The sequence below is a fragment of the Haematospirillum sp. 15-248 genome (assembly GCF_012102665.1).
Taxonomy (GTDB): domain Bacteria; phylum Pseudomonadota; class Alphaproteobacteria; order Rhodospirillales; family Rhodospirillaceae; genus Haematospirillum.
In genome coordinates this window covers 58,326-78,679 of record NZ_JAAVTF010000004.1, presented here as the reverse complement: position 1 = coordinate 78,679, position 20,354 = coordinate 58,326, and the positions used below count along the sequence as shown (strand labels likewise).

At 57.6% G+C, this 20,354-nt stretch carries 13 protein-coding genes; 6 read left to right on the top strand and 7 right to left on the bottom strand.

The window, feature by feature from the left end:
• Positions 1-12: 12 nt before the first annotated feature.
• Positions 13-264: a sulfurtransferase TusA family protein gene (locus tag HEQ72_RS05660; protein WP_168020537.1), complete on the bottom strand. Its 252-nt coding sequence runs from the start codon at positions 262-264 to the stop codon at positions 13-15.
• Between the two features lie 97 nt (positions 265-361).
• Between HEQ72_RS05660 and HEQ72_RS05655 the strand changes: the two genes are divergently transcribed.
• The 4 genes from HEQ72_RS05655 to HEQ72_RS05640 all read left to right on the top strand — a co-directional run bounded on the left by HEQ72_RS05655 (position 362) and on the right by HEQ72_RS05640 (position 3,161).
• Positions 362-778 (top strand): MucR family transcriptional regulator, encoded by a 417-nt coding sequence (locus HEQ72_RS05655; protein WP_066133752.1) that lies wholly within the window; start codon positions 362-364, stop codon positions 776-778.
• 262 nt (positions 779-1,040) lie between these two features.
• Positions 1,041-1,421: a Fur family transcriptional regulator gene (locus HEQ72_RS05650; protein WP_168020612.1), complete on the top strand. Its 381-nt coding sequence runs from the start codon at positions 1,041-1,043 to the stop codon at positions 1,419-1,421.
• A gap of 132 nt (positions 1,422-1,553) precedes the next feature.
• A complete protein-coding gene (locus HEQ72_RS05645; protein ID WP_168022826.1) occupies positions 1,554-2,369 on the top strand; it encodes a GNAT family N-acetyltransferase in 816 nt (271 codons plus the stop codon).
• A gap of 117 nt (positions 2,370-2,486) precedes the next feature.
• Positions 2,487-3,161 (top strand): lysophospholipid acyltransferase family protein, encoded by a 675-nt coding sequence (locus HEQ72_RS05640; protein WP_245183188.1) that lies wholly within the window; start codon positions 2,487-2,489, stop codon positions 3,159-3,161.
• Positions 3,162-3,173: 12 nt separating this feature from the next.
• Here HEQ72_RS05640 and HEQ72_RS05635 read toward each other — a convergent pair whose 3' ends face one another.
• The 4 genes from HEQ72_RS05635 to HEQ72_RS05620 form a co-directional block, all read right to left on the bottom strand.
• Positions 3,174-11,042: a hypothetical protein gene (locus tag HEQ72_RS05635; protein WP_168022825.1), complete on the bottom strand. Its 7,869-nt coding sequence runs from the start codon at positions 11,040-11,042 to the stop codon at positions 3,174-3,176.
• A gap of 350 nt (positions 11,043-11,392) precedes the next feature.
• Positions 11,393-11,641 (bottom strand): hypothetical protein, encoded by a 249-nt coding sequence (locus HEQ72_RS05630; RefSeq protein WP_167805519.1) that lies wholly within the window; start codon positions 11,639-11,641, stop codon positions 11,393-11,395.
• Positions 11,642-11,654: 13 nt separating this feature from the next.
• Positions 11,655-12,425, bottom strand: coding sequence for a competence/damage-inducible protein A (locus HEQ72_RS05625; protein ID WP_168022824.1), 771 nt, complete (start codon positions 12,423-12,425; stop codon positions 11,655-11,657).
• A gap of 27 nt (positions 12,426-12,452) precedes the next feature.
• Positions 12,453-12,797: a hypothetical protein gene (locus HEQ72_RS05620; RefSeq protein WP_168020525.1), complete on the bottom strand. Its 345-nt coding sequence runs from the start codon at positions 12,795-12,797 to the stop codon at positions 12,453-12,455.
• Positions 12,798-12,968: 171 nt separating this feature from the next.
• On the opposite strand from HEQ72_RS05620, the gene trxA reads away from it, so the two are divergent.
• Positions 12,969-13,292, top strand: a complete 324-nt coding sequence (gene trxA / locus HEQ72_RS05615) for a thioredoxin (RefSeq protein ID WP_168022823.1) — start codon at positions 12,969-12,971, stop codon at positions 13,290-13,292.
• Positions 13,293-13,378: 86 nt separating this feature from the next.
• Positions 13,379-14,269 (top strand): DUF1848 domain-containing protein, encoded by an 891-nt coding sequence (locus HEQ72_RS05610; protein WP_168022822.1) that lies wholly within the window; start codon positions 13,379-13,381, stop codon positions 14,267-14,269.
• 2 nt (positions 14,270-14,271) lie between these two features.
• Here HEQ72_RS05610 and gltB read toward each other — a convergent pair whose 3' ends face one another.
• Positions 14,272-18,825 carry a glutamate synthase large subunit gene (gene gltB, locus HEQ72_RS05605; protein WP_168022821.1) on the bottom strand — a complete coding sequence of 1,518 codons (4,554 nt, stop codon included), beginning with the start codon at positions 18,823-18,825 and terminating at the stop codon, positions 14,272-14,274.
• Positions 18,825-20,285, bottom strand: a complete 1,461-nt coding sequence (locus HEQ72_RS05600; protein WP_168020520.1) for an NAD(P)-dependent oxidoreductase — start codon at positions 20,283-20,285, stop codon at positions 18,825-18,827. The genes gltB and HEQ72_RS05600 overlap by 1 nt, the downstream gene beginning before the upstream one ends.
• Positions 20,286-20,354: the final 69 nt, after the last annotated feature.

The following is a 20,354-nucleotide window of genomic DNA, read 5'->3' as shown; positions in this document are numbered from 1 at the left end:
ATGCATTCAATATTATTGCTTTTCGATGGTCAGAATATGGGGGCCATAAGGGTCCCCTGTATTTTCAGGATGACATGAAAGAATAAGATGACCTTCTGACCGTACAGAATCCGGGACATTCTTTATGGACTCGGCTCCGGAAAGACGAACACGGACTGTAGAACCTCTCTCCACCCTATCTAGAAGAATCTTGGTCTTCACAAACGTAAATGGACAAACCTCTCCTGCTATATCGATAAAGTGATCTTTTTTATCCACATTCATATCATACACTCACTTTATTTGGTTTTTGTGTGTTGCTAAACTTCCAGCACCAGAATATACAGCGGGAAAAATAGCGCAAACACGAGGATGTGTTTTTATGGACGAACAAATCACCGACAAGGAAGTGCTGGCACTGACGGTCGAAATTGTCGCAGCTCACGTAGGGAACAACAGCGTTCAGACCAATGAACTGCCGCTCCTGATTTCCGAGGTACACCGTGCCCTGACGTCCTTGGGGGCACCACTGGTCGAGCCGGAGCGCCCGCAACCTGCTGTCCCTGTCAAGAAGTCGGTGACACCGGAGTACATCATCTGCCTGGAAGATGGCAAGAAGCTGAAGATGCTCAAGCGTCATCTGAAGACAGCCTACAACATGACCCCGGAAGAATATCGTGATCGTTGGGGGCTTGCCGCTGACTACCCGATGGTCGCACCCAATTATGCGAACCACCGCTCGACACTTGCCAAGAAAATCGGCCTTGGCACAAAGTCGCGGCGGCGGACAAAGCGCTGATAAAAGGCGGGACTGCTGATACAAAGCGCCACGTGCCAACGGTCGTGGCGCTTTGTGCTGGGTCAAGCCGGTACAAGGCTGTGCACACATGACGGAACACGGTACACTCGGCAAGCGACGCTGCCCGCAGTCAGCAGCCTGACCCTGATACAACAAACACAATGGACCGTCCGCCCTATCCACCCAACACGTAAGGGACAAGACTATGGACAGAGGCTTCCAGCCGATTTCCCGCATTGAGCAAATGTGTATCGATAAAGGAATGAAGATGACCGACCAGCGCCGGGTCATCGCCAAGGTTCTTTCTGATGCCACAGATCATCCGGATGTGGAGGAGGTATACCGCCGCGCCACAGCAATCGATCCCAAGATTTCCATTGCAACCGTGTATCGTACCGTACGCCTGCTTGAAGAAGCACAGATCCTGGCACGCCATGACTTTGGTGACGGGCGGGCCCGTTACGAGGAAATACAGGACGAACATCACGATCATCTGATCGACATGAAATCAGGCCGGGTTTTCGAATTCCACAATGAAGAAATCGAGGAACTGCAAAGGCGTATTGCCGAAAAACTGGGCTATCGCTTGGTAGGGCACAGGCTTGAGCTGTACGGCGTCCCCCTGGACGACCCGGAAACGTAAGCCTGAACCAACAACAGATGCCCTGTAACACACCGGGCACAGCTTGCTCTTTGTGTGACAGCCGTGCATTCTGTCGCCGTGCGCACCAGAAAAACAGGGCAGCGGGAACAGCCCGAACAACAGGATACGTTTATGGTAATGCTGGAAACCCTTACGACAGGGGATCAGGAAATACGGCTGGCCACCAACGATGTGGAGATAGAAGCAGCGCAAGCGCTTCGCTACCGGGTTTTTTTCCAGGAGATGGGCGCACGACCCACGCCGGAGGTTGCCGCTACCGGCCGGGATTTTGATCGGTTTGATCCGTTCTGCGACCACCTTGTTGTCATTGACCATACCAAAGGGGATGGTCCCGAAGCTGTTGTCGGAACCTATCGTTTGCTCCGACGCTCCCAGGCGCACAAGGCCGGACGTTTCTATACAGCCGATGAGTACGATATTGCACCACTTGAAGCCCTCTCCGGTGAGATCATGGAGCTGGGCCGGTCCTGTGTTGATGCCGCCTATCGCACAAAAGCAACAATGCAGCTGCTGTGGCGAGGCATTGCCGCCTATGTGTTCCACTATGATATTACCATGATGTTTGGCTGTGCCAGCCTGCAGGGTACGGATCCATCAAAGCTGGCACTTCCGCTTTCCTATCTTTACCAGCACCATCTGGCTCCGGAATCCATGCGTCCGGTTGCCTTGAAGGACCGCTACACTGCTATGGACCTTTTGCCCCCTGATCGCATTCATCCGGCACGGGGGCTTGCGTCCGTTCCACCGCTGGTCAAAGGGTACCTCCGCCTGGGAGGCTTTGTTGGCGACGGAGCTGTCATTGACCATGATTTCAACACGGTTGATGTCTGCGTGATGGTCAAGACGGACCTGATCTCAGACAAGTACTTCAAACATTATGACCGGAAATCGAGACCGGCAGGCAACCTGAGAGGGAATCCGGGCTGAATGCTCACCACAATTGGCGCTGTAACAAAACTGGCCCTTTACGTCCTGTGGACGGGGTTGTGTCTGATAGCCTACATACCGGCCCTTTTTTTGCGCTGCCGCTACAGGAACATATCCATGTTCTACTGGAAGGTTGCCCTGTCGCTGATATTCGGCGTAAAGGTCGTTGTCCGGGGAAAACTGTCACAGCACCGGCCCTTGCTGTGTGTTGCCAATCATGTCAGCTACATCGATATCATGATCCTGTGCGCCCTGATTCCGGGTGCTTTCGTTTCAAAAGCCGAGGTACGACAGTGGCCCGGGATCGGGTTTCTGGCCTCCATTGCCCGCACAATCTTTGTCGAGCGGCGGGTCAGCGCCACGGCACAGCATCGCGATGTCATTGCCGAGCGCCTGCAGGAGGGGGAACCCATCATTCTTTTCCCTGAGGGAACCTCATCGGATGGAAACCGGGTTCTGCCGTTCAAAAGCAGCCTGTTCAATACCGCAGAGAAAGCGGTAAACGGAGAAGCGGTCCACGTACAGCCGGTCAGCATTGCCTATACACGCTACAAGGGATTACCGATGGGACGCAGTATGCGCCCGTTTTTCGCGTGGTACGGGGACATGGAGCTTTTCCCACATCTGATGGACTTCCTGAGGCTCGGCAGCCTGACGGTCGAGGTTGACTTCTTCCCGACCGTCACCATTGCGGAAACAGGCAACAGGAAGGCCTTGTCACGACACTGCGAAACCATCGTCCGCGACGGACTGAACGCTGCCCTGTCCGGAAACAGGCCCGAACAGGAATAAGGGCCTGAAGGATCAAATCCCGCCAGCCATGGAAGCTGCCGAACCCGCTCCATGGTCACCCTCGTGCGGGATGATGAGATCCCCTGCTCCACCACTGTCACCAAGGCCAGCCAGGTCAAGGCCACCCCCGGCAACGGCACCATCAACCATTCCACCGGACACATCGCCGGCGCCAGTATCAAACGTATCACTGCCAAGGGTCACCAGCTGGTCTGCCGCAGCCACACCACCATCATGGCCGACCACCGGTACACTGTCATCGGACAGGAAGGTATTCCAGGCATCCCCCCCTGCATCCGGCAGGAAGAACATGGCGGAAACCAGTGGTGTATCGGGCACAGGGGCATCCGGGACTGTCACCGTAAAGTCAGCACTGGTCTGGGCGGTCGAGCCATTGGACTCTGTTGAAACAGCGGTCAGGGTCATCGGAAACTCAGCCGCATCACCGGATGGCGGCGTGAAGGTCAGATCCGTCAACTCGGATTGCTGGAGTTGATAGCTGGAAGTCGAAGCATCCCACGTTCCCGCTGACAGACTCCCCTCCGGAGCACCGGTCAGGGTCAGTGACAGCGTCTCGGAGCTGTCAACAAGATTGGCGGCAAGGGACAAGGCAACCGGGGCACCGCTGTCTGCCACGACGGATTGTGCAGAAACATCGGGGGGATCGGCAACAGGGTCAACAGTAATGGTGAACGAGTCTGAAGTCGTTGCAGTATCACTATTGGCTTTCTCTGTTGACGTTGCAGACACAGAGAATGTCCAGGTACCACTTTCATGTTCAGGGGCAGTAAAGGTCAGGCCCGTCAGTTGCGCCGAGGTCAAGGTCCAGCTGCCGTCTCCATTGTTGGTTCCCGCCGACAGAGCAGCACCATGCGGCACGCCAGAAACGGTAACAGACAGGGTCTCGGAGCCATCTGTATCGACAAGAGCCGCCGCAATATCAAGCGCAATAGGCTGGTCTTCCTGCCCGGATACATTCGATACAGACAGGGAAGGAGCATCAGCCACAGCATCAATCGTCACATGTACCGGGCGGTAGGGACTGTCCCCCAACCCGGCTGAGGATGCTGTCGTGTCGCCATCCGTACTGATGGCGCGCACCCCAAGAGTAAAGCTTTCATCACTGTCAGCGGGGGGAACAACCTTGAAAGCCCCGGACCCGGCTGCCATGATCTGGGCAACCTCGGCTGCCGAGAACGTCCAGGCACCACCAGCCCCATGGGTTCCAACCGCATTGTCGGACAGGGTGAAAGACGCACCAGCAGGCACATCAACAATTTCCAGCGTCAGGGACTCAGGCGTAGCATGAGGGCCTGTTGTCCCATGCGCAAGCCCCAGATCAATGGCGATACCCGTATCTTCCTGCCCATGTACGTGGGCAGGGGGTTCGATATCCGGTGTATCTGCCTGCGCGACAACCTCAACAGCAAAGGACTGGCTTTGCGATACGGCACCACTGCGCAGGCCGTTCTCCCACGCTGTGGCCGTCACATTGACCGTCATGGAGCCGTTGTAATCCTGAGGCGGCACAATGTGGAGACCCGACAGGTCCGACGTATCCAGCACCCATTTCCCATTGCCTGTGTTGGCTCCGGCAACGGTCATGGCCCCGTCAGCCGCCACATGCACCAGCGTGGCCCCTACGGGGACATCCAGAACCAGGGACAGGGATTCCGATCCGTCGGTATCAGTCAGGGATGCGGCAATATCCAGGGCAATCGCCGTATCCTCCGTCCCGGAGAAGGCAAAGGGACCAGACTGGGACGGGGTCACAACAACAGACGGCATATCCGCTACCGGCGTGATATGCACCGTCACCACATGCTGGGTTTCCTTGGTATCTGCACCATCGGCCGTTACCGCTTTCAGGACAAAGCTGACATCACCGGCCACATTGGCTGCCGGCAGAACATGCAGATCCTGCACCTGGGCCAAGGTCAAGGAAGACAGGTCGGGCACCGGCTGTCCTGCACCATCAACAAATGTCACCTTTGACGCATCGGCACCAAGCACCGCAAGTGATGTCAGGGTCTCGCTGCTGTCGATCAGGCTGGCCGACAGGTTCAGGGCAATGGCCCCGCCATCTTCAGTGCCGGTTGCCGGAGCTGCAGACAACGCCGCACCATCAGCAACCGCCGTCACATCCAGCGTGAAGTCCTGCTCCACGCTGGCCTGCCCTCCCTCCAGCTCTGTTGCAACACCGGTCACATAGATCTTCAGGGGCCCTGAATAATGCTCGGCAGACGGAACAGACGGATCCCGCACCAGGGTCAGGCTGGATATGTCAGCCGCCGCAACAGAGTAAACCGCATACACAGCGGCGCCACCGGCATTGAGGGCAAAGGCCGGCTGTCCGTCGCCACCACCAACGGTATCGTAGCGCAGCGGCGGGGCATCAACCGACAACACAAACCCCTGTGGCACCTTGATCAAGGCACTGGCGGTCTCCGAACCATCCACGTCGTTGGTTGTAACCGTAATGCCGGACAGGGACAGGGGAGCATCCTCGCTGCCCGACAACGGGGTGCCGGATAGCGTGGGAGTGTCGGCTTCCGGTACCAAAGACACGGCGCGGATAAAGGCGCCGCCCGCAACCGGATCACCGCTGCCGTTATACCCTTCCACGGTCAGGATGATGGTCCCGCCATACATCCCCTTTCCCAGACCAAGCGCCAGACCGGGAGGCGAAAAACCAGAAGGCGTCACATGGTTCAGCCCTTCAACGGCCGTACCACTTCCGCCCAGATCCTCTGGTGGGGTGAAGACAAGGGATGGAATATCTGCCGCGGCAATTTTCCACACCCCGTTGCCCATATCCGTCCCTGCGGAGAACGAAGCCCCGGCCGGAACACCGCTGATAACCACCTCGGCCACATCAGAAGGCATGTTGCCCAGATTAAGCGAAGTAACCGGCACATCTTCCACGCCGTGTATAACGCCGTCCCCACCCCAATGGACTGAGCCATCATGGCCATTGCCATTGCCACCACCATGATGACCACCGCCACCGCCGTGGTTCCAGTTCAGGTTCAGGGTTGTCTCGGTGCTGGCCACGCGGTCAGCCCCGGTTCCGTCCGGTTCCACCGCAATGGCTTTCAGGCCCAAGGTCAGGGACGAAACGGGGGTGTAGGTCCCGCCTCCGCTCATCTCACCCCATGGGGCCCAGACTTTTATGATGCCATCGGGGATGGATCCGTCCGAAGCACGCAGACTGTCCAAAGTTTGCGGATCCAGGGTCCAGGTTCCGTCGCCGTTGTTGCGGCCGATCTGGTTCAAGCTGCCGTCGGGCATTTCCTGCACCAGGACAACCCCGTTGACCATGCCGCTGACCTGAAGACCAACTTTCTCAGATCCGTCGGGAACATAGGTTCCACCAACCAGATGACCAACCTCGCCACTGGCAACGGACAAATGAACATCCAGAGGCGACCCGATCGGGGCTGTACCCTGAACCGAGGCTGAAAGCTCCGGCGTATCGGCAACCGGATTGACCACAATGGTCCGCCCGACATTGAAGGTTGCCTGCACACCTCCGGCATCCCGAACCGTTACCTGAAGGGTGTAGGGAACATCAGCACCGTCCCCCCCCAGATCCTGACGCCCGTCCAGGGGCTGCAACTTCAGAACCGTCTGCCCGGACAGATTGGCATCATAACGCCCAAGAGAGGCGTTCCACGTCAACTCTGCCCCGGATCCATTGGTCACCTTGAAGCCAGACAAGTGTGTTGTCAGATACAGGCTGCTGACTGTCTCCGAGCCATCGCTGTCGCCGGCACTGACCGTCAGGGGAATGGTCAGCGGGCTGTCCTCGCGCCCTGCATCCGGGCTGGCCACATGCGGGGCATCAACAACCGCATTGACGTGAATGTCCAGGGGATGGTTCTCGACCCGTACACTGCCGTCATTCTCCGTACTGCGTATCTCCAGCCCGATACGCACATCGGTACCACCCGGGAAGGCATTGGAGAAATCCTTGGGTGGCACAAGCTTCAGATTCCCGGCCTCGGACGCCGCCACCGACCAGCGATCACCACCCAGGGGCACCAGAGCCTTCTCCGGAACACCGGTCAGCGTGAAGCCGGATGGAAGCGCTGACAGATCCAGAACATAGCTGGCTTTTTCCGATCCATCGGTATCCACCATCGGAATACCACTGATATTCAGGTCAATGGCCGTATCCTCGGATCCAGTCCGGGTTATGACCGTACCATCCGCCAGGGCACTGCCATCTGCTACCCCACGCAAGTCAACGGATATTGTTTTTACTGTACTTGCCACGTTGTCCGCATCCGCCGGACCACCGGTTTCCGTCGTGCGTATTTCCGCGGTGAAGGTAAAATCCTTGTTGGAGTTGGCCGGGGGCATCATGTGCAAACCCGACAACTGGGCTTCGGAGAGGGTCCAGACCGTCTGCCCGCCAACACTGGATGTCACACCGGTCAGTTCTTGGAAAACCCCGCCAATCATGTGGCCAAACGTCACACCATCGGGCAGGCCGGACAGAATGACGGAGATCACTTCCGAGCCATCGTTGTCCGGTGTCTGCGGGTCGATATAGACCGCCAGCGGCGTATCTTCATTGCCTACAACGGTTTTGATGACAGCAACAGGTGTATCAGCAACCGGATCAACTGTGACCTTGAAATCCGTACTCTGCGCACGCGCAGCGCTGGCACCTGCCCCCCCTTCTGTACCCGGATCATACCAGGACACGCGCATGGTCAGGGAGACCGGGTCATTGGTTGACGCATGCTCCGGCAATTCCAGACGCAGCCCTGACAAATCAGGGCTGCTGTTCACACCGCCATGGTCAGCCGGGGAATACCGCCATACTCCCCCCCCGGCATCAACGATACCCGCAGCTCCCGCCAGCTTCCAGCCATTGGGAACACCCATGATCTCCACGGCATAAACACGTTCGGAGCCATCGGTATCGTGCAGGGTGGCAGACAGGTTGAGGGGAAACACATTGGCACCGCCAATTCCTTGATCTTCCTTGCCGGTTACATCAGCTGCTGTCAGGACAATATCATCAGCAACAGCCGTAACCTTGACAGCTCCACTGACATTCGTCACCCGACTGGCCGTCATCCCACTGGCTGTGTCTTCCGTGCCGACACCAAAGACCACACTGATATCACGGTCACTGTCCGGAGACGGCCTGACCGTTAAACCCTCAACTGCAAACCGGTCGGCAGCAGCCCCATCAGCCACCTGAATGGCGTCCGTCGGAATATCGATCTTGTACTGGTAAACGGTTGATCCGCTGCCGGTGGAAAAAGACCCGGTCTGGATGGTCAATACCTGTTCGGGTTGACCGGGAAGCGCAACCTTCCACACGCTGCCCACCATATCGGGATCATTGGAGTATATGGAAACGGTCGTGACCTTCTCCTGCCCCGGTGCCCCGCTGGCATCGCCTGATGTTGCGTTGTCACGGTCAACAAGGGTAAAGACCGGCCGCCAGGCAATCGTCGTATCTTCAAGACCGGACACACTCTGTCCGGACGTACTGACACCATCAGATACCGGCGCAACCACAACAGGGACTGTCATGACAGACGGAACCGACACGCTACCATCCTGCTCGACAGACACAGCACTGACCGTCAGGGTATAGGAGCCGGCATAATTCCCGGATGTACTTCCCTTGGCCAGAACAGACAGGGATGCAACATCACCTGCGGGCAAGGGCGCCAAGGTCACCGAGCCATCCGGATTGACGGTGGCGGGAACAGCAGGGGCAGTCCCGGATGTACCAAGATGGAATGTGCTCCCTTCCGGCATCCCCGACAGGGTCAACACCACCTTTTCAGACCCATCATTGTCCGACAGGGAAGCAGACAGATTCAACGCAACATGGGTATCTTCGTTACCGGCTGCCGGTGCACTGGCGGACACCACAGCCCCATCCGCAACCCCGGTAACCGAAACAGAAACCAGGGTCACCTCACTGGCAGACTGAGGTCCCAGGGCAACCGGCTGACCTTCGGTTGAAGTTGCCGTCACTGTGGCATTGATGGTGCCGCTGAAATTCAGCGGTGGTGTCAGCAGAAGCCCGGGCAGATCCGCCGAAGTCAGTGACCAGGATCCATCCGGCTGCTGTGTCCCGCTGCTCAGGGTCGTTCCAGAAGGAAGGCCAGAGACCGTGATTGTCAGGCTTTCCGAACCATCGGTATCAGTGAGGGCCGCCTGAATATCAAAAGGTACTGCCGTATCTTCATGGCCAGAGACCGGAAGTGACGCAGTCAAGGTCGGTGCATCCACAACCGGAGCAATCGTAACCGGAACCGTTTGCAGGATGCTGGCTGTATCACCATCCTGTTCTGTTGATACAGCAGTCACAACCAAGTTGAACGAGCCGCTGTAGTTTGGCGGAGGATTAAGCTGCAAGCCGGCCAGCTCTGCCGGCGACAGGGTCCAGCTTCCATCCGCACCCTGTGTTCCCTGGTTGAGGGTTGCGCCAGCCGGAAGCCCGGAAATCACAACGGACAGCGTTTCTGAAGTGTCCTGAAGATTGGCATTGATCGTCAAAGGAAGGGCCGTATCTTCAACGCCGGAAGCAGGAGGCGCGACCGCCAGTGTCGGCGTATCGGCAACACCGGTAATGGTCAGTGACACAGATGTATCAACAGAGGCCGATTGCTGTTCCGGCAGGGCTGCTGGCTGGCCTTCGGTCGAGGTTGCCTTCACCGTGGCATTGATGGTGCCGCTGAAATCAGCCGGAGGTCTCAATGTCAGGCCCGGCAAATCACCCGGGGACAGGGTCCAGGACCCGTCGGCCTGCTGCGTTCCCTTGCTCAGGGTCGTCCCCGCCGGCAGGCCGGACACTGTTATGCTCAGGCTTTCCGAACCATCGGTATCTGTCAATGAAGCCTGAATATGAAAGGGAACGTCTGTATCCTCTGCTCCAACCGTCAAGGCAGGAACATCCAGAGCCGGGGCGTCCGCTACCGGTGTCACGGTAACTGGCAATACCGTTGCAGTGCTGGCCGTATCGCCGGCCGTTCCGGTGGTCGTTGCCGTCACAGTCACCGCAAGCTCGCCGCTGAAATTCGACGGCGGTGTCAGCTGAAGGCCAGCGAGATCAGCAGCAGAAACCCGCCAGCTGGTCGCATCAATGGGAGTGCCTGCGCTCAGCACAGTCCCTGCCGGCAGATTACTGATCACAATATCCAGGATCCCCACCCCCGGGCTGGACAAGGTAATTGACAGAGCAATACCATTATCTTCAGCACCTATAGCCGGAACAAGGGACACAACCGGAGCCACAGCCGGAATCTGAACCGTTTGTTGCTGATCTTCAGGAACGACAGGGGCCGTGGCCACAGTGGTATCCTGCGTATCCCCGGGCACTGGTGGGGCATTGGCCTGCTCCGGAGCAACGATAACAGGGGCACCCTGTACCGCAGCAACCGGTGAAGCTGGCAGGTCCGGCTGCAGGGGTTCAGCCCCGGCAGCTGCCGATGGTGAAAGAGGGTCTACAGAAGAAGGCGTGTTCTCGGAACTGGCAGGCGGCGGGTTAACTGCCCCGGCATCAATGATACCGTCCGGAATACCCTGGTTTCCACCTTCGGTCGCAGCAACACCGGGAGCGGGCGTTGGCACCGTATCAAGCTCACCGCCAATAACCTGTACGTCGGCCTCCGACCGGCTGCCGGTGTGCAAGACACCCAAGTTACCCACGTTCTGGGGTGAATCCTGCTCTGGCTCATCGATAGACCGGGCGAGCGCATCCATCTCGCCATCGACTTCATCATCCCCGACAGCGGCAGACACGGCTGCACGCTCACCTGTCGACTGCCCATCGGTGACAGGTGTTTCGGAGCTCAGGATTTCTATTTCCTCAGGCTCAACCAGACGGGGAGCTTCATCGGCCATCGCACATTCCTTGCACTGACCCCTCCAGCGGGGATAGCCCAATCCCGTATCCCGGCAGCATCACGGGCTGGAAAACCCGCCATACCGGATACGATACGCACACCCAGGAAACAACACTCCGGGGCAAGCACCGCGGCGCGCCGATACAAACAAGGCCGCACCATGCAGCTCGTCTGGATTCAGAAGCGACGACAGGAACACGATATCCTGCCCATACGCGAATCCCGCATACACAGCCGCACCACATTGTAGCATCAGCACAGCCGTGCTTTCAGCCCAACCGGTACATTTATTGTCTGCATAGAAACGTATTTGTTCATGAAGAACAAAAACAAGGGATAACAAGCATCCTAGTTACGGTCTTCGCCCAGACTCATGATGCCGATACCCATGCTGACACTGCCAAAGGTAACAAAAAGACCGAAAAAAAGCAGCCCCGTATAAAGAACCGGGTGATCAGACCGAAAAGCAAGTGTACGAATATTTCCAATATCAAGCCACAGTATCATAATGCCGCACAACAAAGCCCCTGCACACCCTGCCAACAGATGCTGGAACAGGAATTTCAGGGCCTTCTTTTCCTGAGGACTCACCGGCACACCGCACTCTCCCTCAGGATGATCCATCAGCCGCAGCGGCGTGGTCGGCAAAGAACGGCTCAACACCAAGCGCCCGCATGGCATCGGCAACGGCAGCAGCAGCCTGATCCAATCGTTCCGGATCCGTGCCACGGGCAACAATACTGACGCCATAGCCTGTCGGGGTCATGAAAGGGTAGCTGCCGATGTCAACATCAGGAAACGACGCCTGTATCCCCCCCAAGGACGCAGCAAGGTCGCTTTCACGTACCGCGGCTGAAACAGCCCTGGAAACAATCGCAGCCCCGCCAGCCAGCCCCGGTTTCAACAGGTCAAAGCAGGCTGCCGCAATGCGGGGAACACCAGCCAGAATATACACGTTCCCGATACAAAAGCCCGGAGCTGCACTGACCGGATTGTCCAGAAGAGCCGCCCCGACAGGAATACGGGCCATACGAAGCCGTGCCGGGGTCAAGTGTTCGGGACCGTAATAATCACGCAACCGCTTTACTGCATCGGGGTTTTGCTCCAGCTCAACCCCGAAAGCCGCTGAAACAGCCTCAGCCGTAATATCATCGTGCGTTGGGCCTATACCCCCGGTTGTGAGAACAAGATCGAAACGATCCCGGACATCGTGCAAGGCTGAAACAATCGCCTCGTGCATATCGGGTATGATACGGGCCTCTTTCAAGGCAATACCAATCCCGGCCAGACCTGTTGCAATCATGGGAATGTTCGCATCACGCGTTCGCCCGGACAGGACCTCGTTGCCAATAACAAGAACACAGGCTGTACGGTCGGGCATGATACGACACTCCGCAAGACAGGGATATCAATGGTCAGAGCCATGCAGGATCTTGCTTTTCAGCCCGGTTTCATAGGTCATCCCCGGAGCTGTGACCGAAATGCCATAAGGCCAGCGCGACATGGCCAACCCCTTGCGGGTCAGGGCCTTCCAAACGGCCTCATTGCGCAGGCCCGTGGCATCAGAAGAAGAAACGACCCAAGATCCAAGGTGAAAATGGTTCCCGTGGGGATCAGGAAACGCGGTAACCATGGGGTCTCCGGTTTCCGGGTCCGGCTGGCTGGCATCGGGCATCCCGGCCAGGACCTGAAGCAAGGTCAGGGTCTTCAACTGCAGGGAATTGAGCTTCAGAGGGTTATTCTTCGGTGGCATCAACAGGTTCCTCGATAAAAATAGCCGACAGCCTATCCGGGAACACGTGGAATGAAAAGAGACTGCACACGATACCCACCCCAAAGTGCCTTGGCCTGGCCTTGACGACATCAACGCCGCTCCCTAGAGTCCAAGATACAAGCCGACCATGATGACTAAGGAAGAATACACATGAAGCAGGTGACGGATGACAGCTTTGAAAAAGATGTCCTGAAAGCAGAAAAGCCGGTTCTGGTTGATTTCTGGGCAGAATGGTGCGGCCCCTGCCGGACCTTGGCCCCTCTGCTGGACGAACTGTCAGCCGAAATGGGCGAAACGCTGGAAATCACCAAGATCAACATTGATGAAAACCCGGTGACGCCCGGCAATTACGGGGTCCGTGGCATTCCGACCCTGATGTTGTTCCACAATGGAAAGCTCACAGCAACAAAGGTTGGCGCGCCCCCGGTGAAAAGCTTGCTGGAGGACTGGATCAAGACATCGATGCCAAAGTAAGGCATGAATCCCGACTTGGTCTGCATATTGCTGACACAGAAAGCCGCCGCTGGCGGCTTTCTCTTCGATCAAAGGGGACACATGGCGTGACGTGCAAGGAAACAAGGCCCGTCCTGTCCGCCAGTTACAAGACCGACATACCGGCCTTTTATGGAGACTGGTTCATCAACCGGCTGCAGGCCGGGCACGTCACGGTATACAATGTCTGGAACAACAGGCCCTTTACGGTCGACCTTCGTCCGCAGGCCCTGTCCGGTCTTGTTCTGTGGACCCGGAACATCAAGCCGTTCCTGCATCACTTGCCAGCCGTCGATGCCCTGGGCCTACCGACTGTTATCCAGTTCACAGTTACCGGCTATCCCCGCGACATGGACCGCTTTGTCCCGGATTCACACCACGCGGTTGAGATGATACGCACCTTGGCCAGAGCCCGCGGGCTTGATGCCATTGTCTGGCGTTATGACCCCATTCTTTTCACATCCCTGACACCACCCTACTGGCACCGTGAGACATTTTCCCGCTTGGCCCGGGATCTGAAAGGTGCCGTCAACGAAGTTATTGTCAGCTTTGCCCAGTTCTACAGCAAGACACGGCGATCCCTTGAGAGGGCAGCACAGCACAGTAACCTGACCTGGCATGATCCGGATGATGACACCAAGAAGGCATTGCTGGGGGACTTCCTCGCCATCGCCCAGGATAACGGCATGGCTCTGTCCCTGTGCGCCCAGCGCCACCTTCTGGTTCCCGGCCTGCACGATGCTGCCTGCATCGACACAGAACGTCTGTCACGCCTGGCAGACCAATCTATTGTCACTGGATCCCGCAGCCACCGCGCGGCCTGTGCCTGTGCCGCCAGCAAGGATATCGGGGCCTATAACACCTGCGCACAAGGCTGCATTTACTGCTATGCGACAACAACGCACGAGAAAGCATGCGAGGCCGCGCAGTCTCACAAAGCAGACCAGGCCGCCCTGTAGCATCAGGCGGAAACGCAAGCTTCCGGAAGGCGTCGGGAAACAGGCATATCAAGACGCATCACCATCTCCCGGGGCACAATCTGCCAGAAATTCCCGATTTGACAGTGCCACTCGGCCAGTATTTTCTCGGCAAAGCGAGACCCTGTTTCACAGGTATGTTGGCGGACCAGCTCCTTCAGGCGATTTGCGTAGTAATCCATTTCGATCCGCTGACAGATTACGGAATCCGGGTTGAGCAGATGATCAAGACTGTCATCGCACAAAACATAAGCCATACCACCGGTCATACCGGCGGCAAAATTCGGACCAACAGGCCCAAGAATTACAACCTCTCCGCCCGTCATGTACTCGCAGCCATTTGATCCACACCCCTCGATCACGGCAACAGCCCCTGAGTTACGTACGGCAAAACGCTCCCCAGCCTGGCCTGCTGCAAAAAGAGTTCCCGCCGTTGCTCCATACAGGACCGTGTTTCCGATAATGGTATTATCCTGGGACAATAGCGGACTGGACACCGGGGGGCGCACAACAATGGCCCCACCGGACAATCCCTTGCCAACGTAGTCGTTGGCATCTCCGAAAACTTCCAGCTTCAGGCCCTGCACGGCAAAGGCCCCAAGGGACTGCCCGGCAGACCCACGCAGGCGAACCGTAATGTGGCCCGGCTGAAGCCCCTTCATCCCATAGCGGGTCACAATTCTGTGGCTCAACCCGGTTCCAACCGCACGGTGCGTATTCTGCACATGATAGGTCAGCTGCATCTTCTCCCCGTCCTCCAGGGCAGAGCGGGCATCCTCGATCATACGGGCATCAAGGGTTTCATCAACCTCGTTACGCCCCTGGACAGCACAAACAGTCGGCAGCCCCCCTGTATCTGCCTTGACCAGAAGGGAGTTCAGGTCCAGGTCATCCAGATACCAAGCCCCTCGTGAAACCTGGTACAGCAGGTCGGTCCGGCCGATAATCTCGTTCAGGGTCCGGAAACCCAGCTCGGCCAGAATTTCTCGCACCTCTTCAGCCATAAAGGAGAACAGGTTGACAACCTTTTCCGGTGTACCGCCGAACTTGGCCCGCAGGGCCTCATCCTGCGTGCAGACACCGACCGGACATGTATTGGAATGACACTGGCGCACCATAATGCAGCCCATGGCAATCAGGCTTGCCGTGCCAACCCCGAATTCCTCGGCCCCGAGAATGGCGGCCACAACCACATCCCGGCCTGTCTTGATGCCGCCATCCGTGCGCAAAAGAACCCGATGACGCAAACGGTTGAGGGTCAGGACCTGGTGAACCTCCGACAGGCCAAGCTCCCACGGCAGCCCGGCGTAGCGGATCGATGTCATCGGGCTGGCCCCGGTCCCGCCCGCATGCCCGGAAATATGGATAACATCGGCCTTGGCCTTGGCCACACCGGCCGCAATGGTCCCAATGCCGGAACGGGAAACCAGCTTGACTACAACGCGGGCCTTTGGATTGATCTGCTTCAGGTCATAGATAAGCTGGGCCAGATCCTCGATGGAATAAATATCGTGGTGGGGGGGAGGAGAGATCAGCGTCACCCCCGGTGTTGAATGGCGCAGGGCCGCAATCTGGGCTGTCACCTTGAAGCCAGGCAACTGCCCTCCCTCGCCAGGTTTGGCGCCTTGTGCAACCTTGATCTCAATTTCACGGCACTGGTTCAGATACTCCGCCGTCACACCAAAACGCCCGGATGCCACCTGTTTGATTGCTGAATTGGCATTGTCGCCATTCGGGCGGGGACGATACCGCTCCGGCACCTCGCCACCCTCACCACTGTCTGACTTGGCACCAATCCGGTTCATGGCAATGTTCAGGGTGCCATGGGCTTCTTCCGACAAAGCCCCAAGTGACATGGCCGGCGTTACGAAACGGCGGCGCAGCTGGGTCACGGATTCCACCTCATCCGGAGGCAACGGACGCTCCGCCCGGCGGAAATCCAGCAAATCACGCAATGAAATCGGCGGTAACGCACGAACCCCACGGGTATAACGCTGATACAGGGCATAATCCTCCCGCGTCACAGCCATCTGCAACATATGGATCAGGGTCCCCTCAAAACCGTGCGTCTCGCCAGAACCACGCCGATAGCGATACAGGCCACCGACAGGAAGAACAGCCGAAGGAGCCTTCCAGGCCCGGACATGCTGCTCCAGAACCATTTTCTGGATCCCTGCCATCCCGATACCGGAAATCCGGGACGGCATACCGGGAAAGAATTCCGCGACCAGGGCACGGGACAGACCAACAGCCTCGAAGTTCAGCCCCCCACGATACGAGGACACAACGGAGATACCCATCTTGGACATGATCTTCCGCAAACCATCATCCTGGGCCTTGCGAAAGTTTCTCAGTGCCTGCTCCAGCGAAATTCCGCCCAGAAGACCCCGGCGGACACGGTCATGGATAGCTTCCTCAGCCAGCCAGGCGTTGACCGTGGTAGCACCGACACCGATCAGAACAGCAATGGAGTGTGTATCCAGACATTCACCAGACCGGACATTCAAGCTGGTAAATGTACGCAGCTTCTGGCGGATCAACCAGGTGTGCACAGCCCCTGCAGCCAAGATCATCGGCATGGGAGCACGGTCTGCAGACGCAGACTCATCCGTCAGGATAACGTGAGTACAACCACCCCGAACAGCGTCCTCGGTTTCGTTCTGGATACGACGCACAGCCTCACGCAGGGCATGCTCACCACCATGAACGTCGAAGGTACAATCCACAAAAGCGGCTGCATCACCCATATAGGCGCACATGGCCCAAAATTCGGCATTGGTCAGGACCGGGCTCTCGATCTGCAAAATATCACACTGGGATGGATCTTCATCCAGGATATTGCCCAAATTGCCCAGACGGGTCCCCAGGCTCATGACCCGTGTTTCCCGTAGTGGATCAATGGGTGGATTGGTCACCTGGCTGAAATTCTGCCGAAAGAAGACATGCAATCCACGATAATGATCCGAAAGCACGGCCAAGGGCGTATCATCCCCCATCGAGCCAATGGCTTCCTTGGCTTCCTCGATCATCGGAGCCAGTATCAGCTCCATGTCTTCCAGGGTCATGCCATGAGCAAGCTGCCGACGGCACAGCGTACCGGCATCAAGCGTTGGACTGGACATCCCCGATCCCTTTATCAGGCTGTCCAGATGCGTCATCCGGGATGTCCAGGCCCCAAAGGGAGCACGGGAAGCCATGGCGGTTTTCAGCGCATCATCACCGTAGAAGCGCCCTTCCAGCAGGTCTATGCCAATACACTGCCCGGGACCAACACGCCCCTTGGCCCGAACACTGGCTTCATCAATGCGCACCATGCCCGTTTCCGAGCCCACAATCAGCAGATCGTCACCGGTTATGGTGTAGCGCAAAGGACGAAGGCCATTACGGTCCAAGCCGGCAATAACCCAGCGCCCGTCATAGGCACAAACAGCAGCCGGGCCATCCCACGGTTCCATCACGCAGTTGCTGTAACGGAAGAAATGCCGGTGTGCATCCGGCATGACCGATCCGGAAGAAAGGCTCTCCGGAATCATCATGGCCTTGACCGCAGGTGCCGGGCGCCCGGCACGCACCAGAAGCTCAAACACATTGTCCAAGGCAGCCGAGTCAGACCCGCCAGGCTGAATAACCGGCTTCAGGTCACGAACACGAGCACCAAAGACAGGGCTTTCCAGACGGGTCTCATGCGCCCGCATCCAGTTGATGTTACCGGAAAGAGTGTTGATCTCTCCATTGTGGGCCAACATCCGGAACGGCTGGGCCAGACGCCACGTCGGGAATGTATTGGTGGAGTAACGCTGGTGATAGATGGCAAACGGGGACTCAAACCGCTCATCAGCCAGATCTGGATAGAACGTGTCCAGCTGCTCGGCCAGGAACATGCCCTTGTAAATCACGGAACGGCAGGACAGCGAGCAAACATAGAACTCGGCAATATTCTCGGCCGATGCCTTGGCCTCCATCCGGCGACGCAGAACATACAAGTCTGTTTCAAACTGCTGTTCGGGGACATTGCGGGTATTGGCAATCATGATCTGTTCGATCTCGGGACGCGTCGCGTTGGCTTTTTCCCCGATCACATCGATATCAACCGGCACCTGGCGCCAGCCATAGATCCCGTACCCACAGCGCAGAATCTCGGCTTCAACAATCATCCGGCACCGTTCTTGTGCCAGCATGTCGTTCTTGGGCAGAAAAATCATGCCCACCGCCATCACCCCATCCAGCGGCTTGTGACCAATGCGTTCAACGTGAGCCTTGAAGAAGGTTTGCGGGACAGCAACGTGAATGCCGGCACCATCACCCGTTTTTCCATCCGCATCGACAGCCCCGCGATGAAACAGAACCTTCAGGGCGCTGATACCAGCCTCGACCACCTGGCGCCGGGGCTTTCCGTCAAGAGCTGCTACCAGACCAACACCGCAAGCGTCATGCTCCTGAAGCGGAAAGTAAAGGTGTGCTTCTTCCAGGGTCCGGACATTGTTATGCCAATCGTCTGGAAACGGCTTGCCTGTCTCGGCTACAGACTGGTTTCCCATTATACCCGCACTCCTTCACCAAAACTGGCAACAGCCCCTGTATCCGACCGTTTCTCAAGGTAATCGGCGATTGAGGCTGCAACCTCCCGCCCGTCACGAATAGCCCAGACCACCAGGGATGCGCCGCGCACGATGTCGCCGGCAGCAAACACACCTTCCACCGAGGTCATCGCGGTCTGCGGATCAACCACCAGTGTTCCATACTCCGTTACACGCAATGCAGACTCCCCGAAGAGGGTCGGCACATCCTCGGGATCAAAACCTAGGGCCTCGATCACAAGACCAGCTGGCAGAACAAAATGGGAATCCCCAACCGGGCGGGGTGTCTGGCGGCCACTGGCATCCGGAACACCCAGATACATCGGCACAGCCCGCACCCCTGATACATGGCCGGGCGTTCCTTCATCCAGGAAAGCCTCTGGCGCTGACAGCCAGACAAATTCCACGCCCTCTTCCTCGGCATTGGAAACTTCACGCAGGGAGCCGGGCATATTGTCACGATCACGCCTGTAAAGGCACTTGACGCTGCGTGCCCCTTGACGGATGGCTGTACGCACACAGTCCATCGCGGTATCACCACCCCCGATGACGACAACATGCCTGTCCCGCGCATCCAACCCGAGGTCCACAGCAGCATCCCCAAAGCCGGCACGACTGGATGCAATCAAATAGTCCAGGGCTGGAACCACTCCACGCAGGCCAGACCCCGGTGTTGAAAGATTACGTGCCCGGTACACGCCCGTGGCAAGCAGGATGGCGTCGTGGCGCTCCCTGAGAGTGGAAAAGGCAAGATTGCCCCCAACATCCACGCCAAGATGAAACACAATGCCGCCGTCCTGCAGTCGCTGGACACGACGGCGTACCACATCCTTTTCCAGCTTGAAGCCGGGAATACCATAAACCAGCAACCCGCCGGCACGATCGTAACGATCGTAAATATCCACATCAAAGCCACGAAGACGAAGCTCTTCTGCAGCAACCAGTCCGGCCGGACCGGCACCAACAATCCCGACGCTCTGCCCCCGGGCCGGGCCAGGCTGCAAAGGCTTCACCCACCCCTGCGCCCATGCTGTATCGGTGACAAAACGTTCAACTGCACCGATGGTCACTGTGTGATGGCCAGATTGCTCCAGAACACAGGATCCCTCGCACAGACGATCCTGCGGACAGATACGACCGCAAATTTCCGGCATGGCATTGGTTGCGGAGGCCAACTCGTATGCCTCGCGCAGGCGACCTGCTGCGGCCATGGCCAACCAATCGGGAATATTGTTCCCGAGCGGACAATGAATCTGGCAAAACGGAATGCCACACTGCGTGCAACGCGAAGCCTGCTCACTGGCCTTGTCCGGGTTAAACACGCTGTAAATTTCGTCAAAGTCACCGCATCGCTCCTGCGCGGAACGCTTGTCAGGTATCTGCTGATCCAGACGGACAAACTGCATCATCTTTGACGGCATGCAAAAACCTCCCCGATCAAGCGGTACCGGCACAACAGCACCGCAGAAGAGAATCGCTCTCAACCCACA

Coding starts and splice junctions, on each gene's coding strand:
- gltB (WP_168022821.1), bottom strand. CDS start 18,825: ATGGGAAACCAGTCTGTAGCCGAGACAGGCAAGCCGTTTCCAGACGAT.
- HEQ72_RS05600 (WP_168020520.1), bottom strand. CDS start 20,285: ATGCCGTCAAAGATGATGCAGTTTGTCCGTCTGGATCAGCAGATACCT.
- HEQ72_RS05625 (WP_168022824.1), bottom strand. CDS start 12,425: ATGCCCGACCGTACAGCCTGTGTTCTTGTTATTGGCAACGAGGTCCTG.
- HEQ72_RS05650 (WP_168020612.1), top strand. CDS start 1,041: ATGAAGATGACCGACCAGCGCCGGGTCATCGCCAAGGTTCTTTCTGAT.
- HEQ72_RS05640 (WP_245183188.1), top strand. CDS start 2,487: ATGTTCTACTGGAAGGTTGCCCTGTCGCTGATATTCGGCGTAAAGGTC.
- HEQ72_RS05635 (WP_168022825.1), bottom strand. CDS start 11,042: ATGGCCGATGAAGCTCCCCGTCTGGTTGAGCCTGAGGAAATAGAAATC.
- HEQ72_RS05645 (WP_168022826.1), top strand. CDS start 1,554: ATGGTAATGCTGGAAACCCTTACGACAGGGGATCAGGAAATACGGCTG.
- trxA (WP_168022823.1), top strand. CDS start 12,969: ATGAAGCAGGTGACGGATGACAGCTTTGAAAAAGATGTCCTGAAAGCA.
- HEQ72_RS05620 (WP_168020525.1), bottom strand. CDS start 12,797: ATGCCACCGAAGAATAACCCTCTGAAGCTCAATTCCCTGCAGTTGAAG.
- HEQ72_RS05660 (WP_168020537.1), bottom strand. CDS start 264: ATGAATGTGGATAAAAAAGATCACTTTATCGATATAGCAGGAGAGGTT.
- HEQ72_RS05655 (WP_066133752.1), top strand. CDS start 362: ATGGACGAACAAATCACCGACAAGGAAGTGCTGGCACTGACGGTCGAA.